Annotated in this window: 11 protein-coding genes; 7 read left to right on the top strand and 4 right to left on the bottom strand. The window is 43.6% G+C overall.

Annotated elements, in window-relative coordinates; all coding sequences use genetic code 11:
• Positions 1-3: 3 nt before the first annotated feature.
• Positions 4-1,317, top strand: a complete 1,314-nt coding sequence (gene envZ, locus GSF13_RS22890; RefSeq protein WP_010604363.1) for a two-component system sensor histidine kinase EnvZ — start codon at positions 4-6, stop codon at positions 1,315-1,317.
• 24 nt (positions 1,318-1,341) lie between these two features.
• Positions 1,342-2,067, top strand: a complete 726-nt coding sequence (locus tag GSF13_RS22885; RefSeq protein ID WP_227386789.1) for a hypothetical protein — start codon at positions 1,342-1,344, stop codon at positions 2,065-2,067.
• 44 nt (positions 2,068-2,111) lie between these two features.
• On the opposite strand, the gene GSF13_RS22880 is transcribed toward GSF13_RS22885, so the two are convergent.
• The 4 genes from GSF13_RS22880 to hslR all read right to left on the bottom strand — a co-directional run bounded on the left by GSF13_RS22880 (position 2,112) and on the right by hslR (position 5,536).
• Positions 2,112-2,306 carry a hypothetical protein gene (locus GSF13_RS22880; RefSeq protein ID WP_010604365.1) on the bottom strand — a complete coding sequence of 65 codons (195 nt, stop codon included), beginning with the start codon at positions 2,304-2,306 and terminating at the stop codon, positions 2,112-2,114.
• A 160-nt stretch (positions 2,307-2,466) separates the two neighbouring features.
• Complete coding sequence (locus GSF13_RS22875; protein ID WP_010378491.1) at positions 2,467-4,005, bottom strand: phosphoenolpyruvate carboxykinase; 1,539 nt, start codon at positions 4,003-4,005, stop codon at positions 2,467-2,469.
• A gap of 263 nt (positions 4,006-4,268) precedes the next feature.
• On the bottom strand, positions 4,269-5,114 hold the full coding sequence (hslO, locus tag GSF13_RS22870; protein ID WP_010604366.1) for an Hsp33 family molecular chaperone HslO: 846 nt from the start codon (positions 5,112-5,114) through the stop codon (positions 4,269-4,271).
• Positions 5,115-5,125: 11 nt separating this feature from the next.
• Positions 5,126-5,536 carry a ribosome-associated heat shock protein Hsp15 gene (gene hslR, locus GSF13_RS22865; protein WP_010378496.1) on the bottom strand — a complete coding sequence of 137 codons (411 nt, stop codon included), beginning with the start codon at positions 5,534-5,536 and terminating at the stop codon, positions 5,126-5,128.
• A 276-nt stretch (positions 5,537-5,812) separates the two neighbouring features.
• Here hslR and gspC point away from each other — a divergent pair, with 276 nt between their 5' ends.
• The 5 genes from gspC (at position 5,813) to gspG (ending at position 12,086) form a co-directional block, all read left to right on the top strand.
• Positions 5,813-6,697, top strand: a complete 885-nt coding sequence (gspC, locus tag GSF13_RS22860; protein ID WP_010604367.1) for a type II secretion system protein GspC — start codon at positions 5,813-5,815, stop codon at positions 6,695-6,697.
• A gap of 27 nt (positions 6,698-6,724) precedes the next feature.
• A complete protein-coding gene (gene gspD, locus GSF13_RS22855; RefSeq protein WP_010604368.1) occupies positions 6,725-8,791 on the top strand; it encodes a type II secretion system secretin GspD in 2,067 nt (688 codons plus the stop codon).
• 91 nt (positions 8,792-8,882) lie between these two features.
• Positions 8,883-10,370, top strand: coding sequence for a type II secretion system ATPase GspE (gspE, locus tag GSF13_RS22850; protein ID WP_211869064.1), 1,488 nt, complete (start codon positions 8,883-8,885; stop codon positions 10,368-10,370).
• Entirely contained in the window at positions 10,370-11,596 is a 1,227-nt protein-coding gene (gene gspF, locus GSF13_RS22845) for a type II secretion system inner membrane protein GspF (RefSeq protein ID WP_206471522.1), read from the top strand. The genes gspE and gspF overlap by 1 nt, the downstream gene beginning before the upstream one ends.
• 64 nt (positions 11,597-11,660) lie before the next feature.
• Positions 11,661-12,086 carry a type II secretion system major pseudopilin GspG gene (gspG, locus tag GSF13_RS22840; RefSeq protein WP_026001105.1) on the top strand — a complete coding sequence of 142 codons (426 nt, stop codon included), beginning with the start codon at positions 11,661-11,663 and terminating at the stop codon, positions 12,084-12,086.
• The last annotated feature ends 2 nt before the right edge of the window (positions 12,087-12,088 follow it).

Genomic DNA, 12,088 nt, shown 5'->3' with positions numbered 1-12,088 from the left:
AGCATGTTACCTCGTAGTGCATTTGGGCAAACCGTCTTCTTTGTCGGCGCGTTACTATTGATAAATCAAGTCGTGTCTTACATTACCGTTACCTTATACGTCTTCAAACCAACCTTTGAACAAGTGAATCTGATGCTCGCTAAGCAGGTTAAAACGGTCTTCATTGATTGGGAAGATGGTGTTGAAGTGGACAATACACTATCTCGCAAATTTTTTGAGATAACCGGCATTGAGGTGATGACACAAAGAGAGGCGTATGTAAATGGGCTGGGGCAGGCCAAAGAATATACATTGCTGTCTCGTAGTATGTCGGAGCAACTTAATGGCTCTGCGCGAGTCAGGATAAGCCAAGGAGATCCGGTTGTTTATTGGGTTGAGCCACCACAAGCGCCAGGATATTGGGTAAGAGTGCCGCTTAGCGGACTCAGTGAAACAAAAATGGAGTTTTTAGTTTTCTACCTCTCCAGTATTGGTTTCTTAAGTGTGTTAGGGGGTTGGCTTTTTGCTCGGCATCTAAATAAACCGCTAAAATCACTACAAATTGCTGCTAGTCGAGTAGGGGTCGGGGACTTTTCAACCCGGCTTGTTGAAGAAGGGTCCACGGAAGTCATAGAGGTGACTCGGGCGTTTAATAAAATGTCTAAAGGGATCGCAGACCTAGAAAGTGATAGACGACTGTTAATGGCTGGTGTATCGCACGATTTACGTACGCCTTTAACCCGAATTCGTCTAGCAACTGAAATGATGTCGGATGAAGAAGACTACCTGCGCGAGGGGATAATCGACGATATTGAAGATATGAATGCGATTATTGACCAATTCATTGAATATCTCCGTCATCACAACGGTGCGGAAATGTCGCCAGACGATGTTAACACGGTTATTGAAGAAGTTGTTCATGCAGAGCAGCAGCATCAGCGACCAATTCACCTGCAAGCAGAGGAATACTTACCAGCGGTAATGATGAATGCCGTCGCGTTAAAGCGAGTGTTTACTAACATGATTGAAAATGCGATCCGTTATTCTGAACAAGATATTGAGGTGACGACAGAGTATAGCCCCAAGCACCGTGCTGTTATCGTAAAAGTAATGGACAGAGGGCCAGGTATTCCTGAGTCAGAGTTAGAGTCTGTATTCGAACCATTTAAACAGGGAGATCAGGCTAGAGGGAGTGAGGGGAGTGGCTTAGGGCTTGCCATTATCAAACGTATCGTGACCACACACGGCGGTAAAGTAAGACTACGAAATCGAGATGGTGGTGGTCTGATCGCGGAGGTTTCTTTGCCAGCTTATCGGGGAAAGCTTGAGGAAGCATGATTTTCAAAAGAGTAGGCGAGCAAATTGAGCACAATAAAGCATAGGGATTTAAGCTATCAAAAGGGAATGTTAGATACACCGTATTTAAACCAATTGAAGCGAGTGATAGCGACAAGCTTTTCTAATGTAGAGGTAGAGCATTACTTTGCACTGTACTTTGAAAAAGGTGAAAGTACAAAGCGCAGGCTTCGGTTGTTTTTATCAGGCGGTGACATTGTCGGCTATTGCTTATTGACCTTTGATGATAGCAACAAGGATGTTTGTATTGTTGGCGCTTCAGCTGCTTTTTTACCTGCCTTTAGAGGGAAAAACAGCACCTTTAGGTTTTCTCTTATAGAAGTATTAAAACGTTATATACGTAACCCACGTAGACAACTGTTATATGCAGATACCATGCTCAGTCCCGCCATGTTCAGGGCCATGGCAAAAAATATCGCCGAAGTTTATCCAAATAACTTGCCTCAAAATAGCGCGATAGCAACGCTCTATGACACCATCAATCCAGTTGGCTTGGTAAGCCCTCATAATGGCCTAAGGTGTTTGAAGGCTGTTGGACGCAAAACCAATTACAGCGAGGCTGAAATCGCACGCTTTAGAGAAAGCAGCAAAACTGAGATTGCACTTTACTGTTGTGTTAACCCTGACTTTGATAAGGGAATTGCGCTTGTGGCTATCATTCCAATCACAATGAAACAATTTGTATTAACCTTTAAAAAGTTGGTGCTAAATAAGCTTTGGAGTACGTCGTAATAGGGCGAGTTTTCGCCCTATTAAAGGACTTGGTTATCGCGTTATTAGCAGATATCTACTGAACGACAAAGTCCCATTGACTCACAAATCGCAACGTGAGTATCACAAATTTGCCAACTGCCACAATCAACTCTAGAGCCAAAAGTCGCGCCCGCGGCAGCAATTTTTCTGGTCGCCTGATTGTTTAGATCTTTCGCTTGCAGCGATTTTAGTTGTTTCTTTTTTAATTGTAATTTCATGGTTTTCCTTATACGTGCTGTTTAAATAATCAGCAATATATAAGCATGTATGTACCTAAATGTTAATAATAAGTTTGTTGAAAGATATTCATGTGTAAAAAATCAGACACAAAAAAACGCCCAAACAAGGGGCGCTTTTGATAAAGGAATCTTTCTTAGGTTAGCCGCGAGGGCCTGCTGCTTTGATTGCTTCAGAAACATCGTATTTAGCGAAGTTTTCTTTGAAGTCAGCCGCAAGTTTAGCTGCATATTCCGCATACTTAGCCTGATCTTGCCATGTATTTACCGGATTAAGTAGCTTGCTATCAACACCTTCCACTGCCACTGGTACATCTAAATTTAGTGCCTCAATGTGCTGTGTCTCAACGCCCTCTAATGTATCGTTTACGATTGCATCAATCACGGCGCGAGTTGTTGGAATGTCAAAACGCTTACCAATGCCATAAGGACCACCAGTCCAACCTGTGTTTACTAGGTAAACTTTAGCGCCAAACTCACGCACGCGTTTCATTAGTAGCTCAGCGTACACGCCTGCTGGACGCGGGAAGAAAGGAGCACCAAAACAAGTTGAGAAAGTTGATTCGATATCAGAAGTTGAACCAATCTCAGTTGAGCCTACTTTCGCTGTGTAGCCACTAAGGAAGTGATAAGCTGCAGCTTCTTCGCTTAGGATTGAAACTGGAGGTAATACGCCGCTCACGTCACAAGTTAAGAATACAACTGCACGAGGCTCGCCCGCGCGGTTTTCAACTTTACGCTTTTCAACATGCTCAAGAGGGTAAGCTGCACGCGTATTTTGCGTTAAGCTTGAATCGGTATAATCAGGAGTACGCGTTTCATCTAGCACGACGTTTTCTAAAATAGTACCAAAACGGATTGCATCCCAAATAACAGGCTCGTTCTTTTGTGACAGGTCGATACATTTCGCATAACAACCGCCTTCAATGTTGAATACGCTACCAGGTGCCCAACCGTGCTCATCATCACCGATAAGAAAACGCTTAGGATCCGCAGAAAGCGTAGTTTTACCTGTTCCTGATAGACCAAAGAATAACGTTGTGTCACCAGCTTCGCCAACGTTTGCACTACAGTGCATAGGTAGCACACCTTTTGCTGGTAGTAAGAAGTTCTGTACAGAGAACATCGACTTCTTCATTTCACCGGCGTAATGCATACCTGCGATAAGCACTTTGCGCTGTGCAAAGTTGATGATAACGGTACCATCGCTGTTTGTACCATCACGCTCAGGATCACAAACAAAAGAAGGAACGTTCATCACCTGCCATTCAGGTAAATCAGTTTTGTTATAAGAGTTAGGTTCGATAAACATGTTTTTAGCGAAAATGTGGTGCCAAGCAGTTTCAGTCGTTACAACGACTGGTAAATAGTGCTCTGGATCCGCACCGACTTCTAAGTGAGAGACGAAGTGGTCATTTTCAAGAACGTGCGCTTCTACGCGAGCCCATAAAGCATCAAACTTAGCACCTTCGAATGGGCGGTTTACGTTACCCCATTGGATGTCATTTTCTGTGCTTGATTCTTTTACGATGAAACGGTCGTTTGGTGAACGTCCAGTACGACGACCAGTTTTTGCAACAAAAGCTCCATTTGCGGCTAAAGTGCCCTCGCCACGACGGATAGCGTGTTCGACAAGTTCAGCTGCGGTTAAATCGACAAAACGAGTAGCGCTTGAAGTCATGTTTATACCTAAAAAGTGAGAGTTGAACGGGATAGCTCTGGGGTACTCTTGCCCTTAGCTAAATTTATAGTAACAGATGAAATTGAGATATTCGAGCCTTTAGAGTGCTTAAAATTACATAAAAACGTCAAAAAACTTGAATAATTTCAATGATACCGGTGTCATAACTTTTGTATGTTTTATGACACCGGTATCACCCAATAGCCATAAAAAAACCGCCAAAAATGGCGGTTTCATTTTGTAATTAAGGGCTAAAGCGCAACTTAATTAAATAACGATTTAATATCTTGCTCGTTAAAAACGTAGTTTTTCAAGCAGTAATGACAGCTAATATTGACCTCGCCGTGTTTTTGCAAGTCTTCCATCAAGGCTTCTAGTCCGACATTGGCCAGCGCATTCTCGGTTTTCTCTCGGCTACATCCACATACAAACGAGATAGCTTGCGGTTCAAAAAGTTGAGGATTGTCTTCGTGATACAGTCTAGTTAGTACGGTATTGGCGTCTAAATCTAGTAGCTCTTCATCTTTAATCGTGTCGCTTAGTGCTTCAAGATGTTGGAAATCGGCAACAGACTTTTCTTTATTGACGGGCAGTACTTGTAAAAACAGACCTGCCGCTTTCACTTTATCGCCGACTAGGCTTGTTGCGAACCATAAACGGGTTTTCAATTGCTCAGATTGCTCGAAGTATTCTTCTAAACATTCGGCAAGTGATTCTTTAGAAAGGGGAACTATGCCTTGATAGCGTTCGCCTTTTGTCGGTGTAATGGTGATAACCATATACCCTTTGCCCATGAGCTCAGGTATAGATGATCCCAAAACCTCAGATTGCAGCCTTGCCACGCCACGCATCTGTTGTTTGTGATTACCATTGATCACCGCATATTTTACTGGACCATCACCCTGGAGCTGAACCGCAATGTCACCTTCAAATTTTAACGTAGCGGTCAGTAAACTGGTTGCAACCAATAACTCGCCTAATAGGTGTTGCACAGGCTCTGGGTAGTTGTGACCGCTAATGATGTCAGTAAAAGTCTGTTCTATTTGTACAAGCTCACCACGTACGTCTAGCTTGTCAAAAATATAACGATGAAGTAAATCAGTCTGCATCAATGAAAATCCTAGTTTGATTTCAATTTAAGTAATTCACGGCGTTGTTTCTTGTCCGGCTTAGTGGCAGGACGAGGCGCAAACAAGCTATTGTTTTGGCGCGCCAACGCGTTTTGCGTTCGTTTTTCAATGCTTGCTTCAGACTCTTCATAAAGAGTTTGAGCAATTGGAGCCGCTTGTCGCTTTTCCATGATTTTGAGTATGGTTACTTCTTTCTCTTCATATCCTTGGGCTAATTTCACTACCGCGCCGACTTCAACCGTTTTACTTGGTTTACAGCGTTGACCGTTGTAATGTACTTTGCCACCTTGGACCATATCGCGAGCAAGCGCTCGTGTTTTGTAAAAGCGAGCAGCCCATAACCACTTATCAATACGAACTTTCTGTTCAGATTGGTTGTTTTCCTGTTGGAGTTTTGTCACAATTCGTTAACTATTTGCTAGTGTGAAATTTAACCTAACAAATTTAGCATATTTCGTTATGCAAACAAAGTAGATGACAGGCACTAAACTTGTGAGTTAATCGCACTTTACCTAAAAAATGAACTAATATGAGTGTCTATGTTCCAAGGTTAAGTTTAGATTCAGTTAATTGGCCTACGGTGTACCTATTTAATTAAAAGTTTAACAAATGCACGCTTGTTGAAAAAATTTCGAGGCGGTACACTGGGGCGTTCAAGAAAATAAGAAAAGTATTATATGGAATTACAGTTACAACAGCTTCAGAAGTTTTGGCTTGGTTTGCCTCACGCAAAATTGAGTCGTATCATTGTTGTCCTGTCGGTTGTTTACGTTGCGTTTCTCTTTTCGCAATTATTTTGGTTGTTATGGCCAGTGCCACAAACACAACCCTTGCTTCCAGCATCACAACTGTATAGTCAATCAAGTAGCGGTATCACAAGCCAAGGAATTGTCGCTCAAAATTTGTTTGGTGAGGCAAATGCTAAGCCTGATACCAAACCACAGCCCGTGGTTTCTGATGCACCAGAAACAACGCTTAACGTTAGGCTAACCGGTATCGTAGCGGTAAGCCAAGATGATGGTGCGGGTCTTGCTATTATCGAGTCTCAGGGTCGCCAGGAGACCTACTCAGTTGATGCACCAATCACAGGCACTCGCGCTAAGCTTGCCCGAGTGTTACCTGATCGTGTGATTTTGGATGTCAGTGGGCGTTTTGAAACGCTGATGTTAGATGGTATAGAGTTTAGTCGCACTGTGGCGATGCCAACAAAGTCAAAGAAAATCGTCAACAGCACAGCTTCACCAACCCCATCTCGAAATGAACTAGCAAATCGTCGCCAGGAATTGCTCAGCGATCCAGGTAAATTATTTGATTATATTAAGATTGCTCCGGAACAGCGTAACGGCGAAGTTATTGGCTATCGTCTCTCACCTGGAAAGGATCCTGAATTGTTCGAACAGGTGGGGCTTAAAGCGAATGATTTAGCAATCGCAATTAATGGGTTTCAGCTCACGGATATGAAACAGGCTATGTCAGCTATTAATGAACTTAGAACGAGCACAGATGCGAACATCACGATTGAGCGAGACGGTCAAGTGATGGATGTGCAGTTTAGCCTGTAAAGTTACTAATTTTGGAGTTTTAGAATAATGGGTAAAAAGCTACACCTCACAAAAACCAAAAAAGGGTTAGCTAAGTATGCAACGCTCTTGATTGCTGCTGGTATTTCACTTTCTGTTTCTGCGGTTGAATATGCCGCGAACTTCAAAGGCACTGATATTAATGAATTCATTAATATCGTTAGTGATAAGCTGAATAAAACTATCATCATAGACCCTAACGTGCGCGGTAATATCAATGTTCGCAGTTATGAGCTGATGGATGAAAAGCTTTATTATCAGTTCTTTTTAAACGTGCTGGAAGTGTACGGTTATTCTGTTATTGAAATGGATAGCGGTGTGCTTAAGGTAGTTCGTAGTTCTGATGGTAAAAAGTCAAATGTACCTTTGGTATCTGGTGAAGAGCTAGGTAATGGTGACGTAATGGTAACACGCGTTGTTCGCGTGAAGAACGTTAGCGTGCAAGAGCTTGGTCCACTTATTCGTCAGTTCAGTGACCAAAAAGATGGTGGTCACGTAACCAATCTAAATTCAGCAAACGTGATGATGCTAACTGGCCACGCGTCCTCGGTGAATCGTCTAGTTGATATAATCAAAACGGTTGACCAAGCAGGTGATAAACGTGTTGATATCGTTAAGCTGAAGCATGCCACTGCTGAAGATGTTGTTAAAGTCGTTGAAAAGATTTTTCAAGACTCAGGGAAAGGCGGTGTACCAGACTTCCTTATCCCGAAAATTGTGTCAGATACCCGCACTAATAGCGTCATTGTCAGCGGCGAGTCACAGGCGCGTAGCCGAGCTGCTGAGCTTATAAAGCGTTTAGACGACGAGTTGCAATCCCAAGGCAATACTCAGGTCTTCTATCTGAATTACGCAAAAGCTGAAGATCTGGTTAAGGTTCTTCAAGGCGTGAGTAAATCGATTGAAGAAGAGCAAGCCGCAGGTCAGCAAGCAAGAACTCGCAGTAGTAGCAAAAATGAAACCAGCATTGAGGCGCATGAAGACTCAAACTCATTGGTGATAACGGCGCAGCCAGACACTATGCGTTCACTGAGTCAAGTTATTAAAAAACTGGATATCCGTCGTGCCCAAGTATTGGTTGAAGCGATTGTTGTTGAGGTTTCTGAAGCCGATGGTATTAACCTTGGCTTACAATGGATCTCTGAAAAAGGCGGTATGCTACAGTTTAATGACGGTACAACTGCACCAATTGGATCCATAGCGGTTGCTGCTGAGCAAGCTCGTGACAAAACAGTCACTAAAAATATAACAGGTACAGAATCTGGAAAAACAACAGAATATGATGAGACTGTTAAGGGCGATTTGACTGGGCTTGCCAAAGTTCTAGGCGGTATTAATGGGTTAGCCGCAGGTATTGTCAAGAATGATTGGGGTGCAATCATTCAAGCGGTAACTACTGATACCAACTCAAATATTCTTGCCACGCCATCGGTTACGACTATGGATAACGAAGAAGCGTCCATGATCGTCGGTGAAGAAGTGCCAATTGTTACGGGTTCAACGGCGAACGACAATAATTCAAACCCGTTCCAAACGGTAGACCGCCAAGAAGTGGGTATTAAATTAAAAGTAACCCCTCAGATTAACGATGGCACAGCGGTTCAACTGACGATAGAACAAGAAGTATCAAGCGTGAAAGGTGCGACGTCGGTGGATATTCGAGTGGCTAAACGTGCTATCAATACCACGGTTATCGCTGATGATGGCGGCATGGTTATCTTAGGTGGTCTGATTGATGAAACCGTTCAAGAAAGTGTATCTAAAGTACCACTATTGGGTGACATTCCAATATTAGGTCACCTATTTAGATCAACAGGGACTAAAAAGGAAAAACGCAATCTATTAGTATTCATTCGTCCGACTATTGTACGTGATAGCCGCAGTATGAATGAAATTAGCCATTCAAAATATAACTTTATCCGTGGTGAGCAGCATAAACAAAGAGAAGATGGCATTGAGCTAATGCCATTTGAAGACACGCCAATCTTACCTAAGTGGGATGATAAGCTTACTCTGCCTCCTACGTATGAAGAGTTCTTAAAAGAACAAAACAAAAAAGAGCGTGAAAATGATTGATGAGAAAGTCACGCCGGATTTAGGAGCTGAAGCTGAAGAGATGGCAGCGCAGCTGCAAAGCGCTGAGCCAATACTAGGTGAGGTGGCTGAAATGCCGCCCATCCCAGCAATCACTTTACGTTTGCCATTTTCGTTTGCACGTCGCAAAGGGGTGTTACTCAGCCCTGATGGCGATCAGGCTAAGCTCTTTCACAAAGGTACGCTCGATCTTGAAACGTTGATGGAGGTACGCCGAGTTGCAGGAAAGACATTACATCTCGAAGCTTTAGATGAAGAACGCTTTGAGCATATGCTTGAGGCGTCTTATCAAAGAGACAGCTCTGAAACACAACAGATGATGGAAGACATCGGCAACGAGATGGACTTGTTCTCGCTTGCTGAAGAATTGCCACAAACAGAAGACCTGCTTGCAGCGGATGATGATGCGCCTATCATCAAGCTAATTAATGCCATGTTGAGTGAAGCGATAAAAGAAGGTGCATCGGATATTCATATCGAAACATTCGAGCAAGAACTAGTTATTCGCTTTAGGGTTGATGGTGTACTGAAAGAAGTCTTGAAGCCAAACCGTAAATTGTCTTCATTATTAGTTTCTCGTATCAAAGTAATGGCTAAGCTCGACATCGCAGAAAAACGTGTGCCGCAAGATGGTCGTATTAGTCTGCGGATCGCGGGACGAGCCGTGGATGTGCGTGTATCAACGATGCCATCAAGCTTTGGTGAACGAGTGGTGCTGCGTCTACTAGACAAAAATAATGCGCGATTAGATCTCGAAGATTTGGGCATGACCCAAGCAAACCGCGATGCGTTTGCAGAGATCATAGCCAAGCCTCACGGTATTATACTGGTTACTGGTCCAACGGGTTCAGGTAAGAGTACGACCCTGTACGCAGGCATGACACAAATCAATTCTAAGGATCGCAATATTTTAACGGTTGAAGATCCGATTGAATATGAGATCCCAGGCATTGGCCAAACACAAGTGAATCCAAAAGTGGATATGACATTCGCTCGAGGTTTACGTGCAATCCTACGTCAAGATCCCGATGTAGTGATGGTCGGTGAGATCCGAGATTTAGAAACCGCGCAAATTGGTGTTCAAGCATCTTTGACCGGTCACTTGGTATTATCCACACTACACACGAATACAGCCGCCGGTGCTATCACGCGTATGGAAGACATGGGTGTTGAGCCGTTTCTTTTGAGTTCATCACTGCTAGGCGTGCTGTCACAGCGATTGGTAAGAACGCTTTGCCCTAACTGTAAAGAAGCGCATTTGGCGGATGAACGAGAATGTGAACTACTGGGTGTGGCCAAAGACAGTGGCACGCAAATCTTCCGTGCAGTCGGCTGTGAAGAGTGTAACTTCAATGGTTACAAAGGCCGTACAGGTATTCATGAGCTTCTCATCGTTGATGAGCCCATCCGTGAACTTATTCATAACGGTAAAGGTGAGCAGGCGGTTGAGAAGTATATTCGTAAGCGTACGCCAAGCATCCGACAAGATGGCTGTTCGCGAGTACTTGCTGGTCAAACAACCTTAGAAGAAGTAATGCGTGTAACACGTGAGGAAGGCTAATGGCAGCGTTTGAATACCGCGCCTTAGATGATAAAGGCAAAGAGAAGAAAGGAATTTTAGAAGCAGACACGGCGAAGCAAGTTAGGCAGATGCTAAGAGAAAAAGCCATGATGCCACTTGAAGTTTTGCCTGCTGCGGAGAAAGATAAAAACCAAAGTAGTGGTGGTTTTACGCTTTTTAAAGGCTACCGTCCCTCGGTATCAGATCTTGCCTTGATCACGCGCCAGTTGGCAACCTTGATCCAATCCTCTTTACCTGTTGAAGCTGCGGTGATGGCTGTAGCTGAGCAATGCGAAAAGCCAAGACTAAAGCGTATGCTGATGGCGGTAAGATCAAAAGTCGTTGAAGGTTATACACTTGCAGATGGTATGTCGGAGTTTCCTCACGTATTTGATCACTTGTACCGCTCAATGGTTGCCGCTGGAGAAAAGTCAGGGCACTTAGATGAAGTACTAAATCGCTTGGCCGATTACACTGAACAGCGCCAGCATATGCGCAGCCAAATTACGCAAGCGATGGTGTATCCCATTATTTTGGTCATCTTTGCTATCGCGATTGTTTCCATTCTATTGGGAACGGTAGTACCAAAGATCTTGAAGACCTTTGAGAAATCTAAGCAAGCACTGCCTTGGACAACAGAGTGGGTTATGGCTGCCAGTAATTTTGTACAAAACTACTGGATGATCACATTGGCAGTGGTTGTCATTGGCACCTACGCGATTAAAAAAGCATTACAAAAACCTAAGATCCGCTTTTGGTATGATAGTAAGCTGCTGAGTTTACCAGGTCTTGGTAAGGTAACTCGCAGTGTCAATACTGCACGATTTGCGCGTACCTTAAGTATTCTCTCATCGAGTTCTGTTCCGCTACTTGAGGGCATGAAAATCTCAGGCCAAGTACTTGAGAACGAAAAAATCAAAGCCTCCGTTGCAGAAGCGGCGACTCGTGTGAGTGAAGGTGCAAGCCTTAGAGCGTCGTTGCAACAGACCAAAATGTTCCCACCTATGATGCTGCACATGATTGCCAGCGGTGAAAAGTCGGGTGAATTAGAACAGATGCTTGAGCGTGCAGCGAATAACCAAGAAAGAGAATTTGAAAGTATGGTAAATGTCTCGCTGAAGTTGCTAGAACCTGCGATGATAGCGACGATGGCAATTATTGTACTGTTTATAGTTATGGCGATTCTTCAGCCGATTATGGCGATGAACAAAGCCGTAGGATTGTAGTCAAAAAGGAAAGGCCATCGCATGTTTTTGCATGGTCATCAATAACAGCATTGAGGTAAACATTGTGAAAAAACAATCAGGTTTCTCACTACTAGAAGTGATGGTGGTACTTGTTATCATCGGTATGATCTTATCTATCGTTGCGCCTAACGTGATGGGTCAACAAGAAGAAGCAGCAAAAGAAAAGGCACGTCTAGATATTCGTCAGATTGAAGACGCAATGAAGATGTACAAACTAAAAAACAAACGCTATCCAACTACAGAGCAAGGCTTGGAAGCTTTGGTAACGCAAACCAATATTGACCCGGTACCAAAACGTTTCCCTGAAGGTGGCTTTATTTCTAAGCTTCCAGAAGATCCATGGGGTAATCCTTACCAATTAGTAAGTCCTGGCGAAATGAGCCAAATCGATATCTTTTCAATGGGTCCGGATGGCGAAGTTGGAACTGATGATGATATCGGTAACTGGGATACGGAAGACGAACGTTAATC

The organism is Pseudoalteromonas sp. M8, assembly GCF_018141365.1.
Taxonomy (GTDB): domain Bacteria; phylum Pseudomonadota; class Gammaproteobacteria; order Enterobacterales; family Alteromonadaceae; genus Pseudoalteromonas.
Note: the sequence above shows the minus strand (reverse complement) of the source record. Positions and strands in the feature narration are given on the sequence as shown.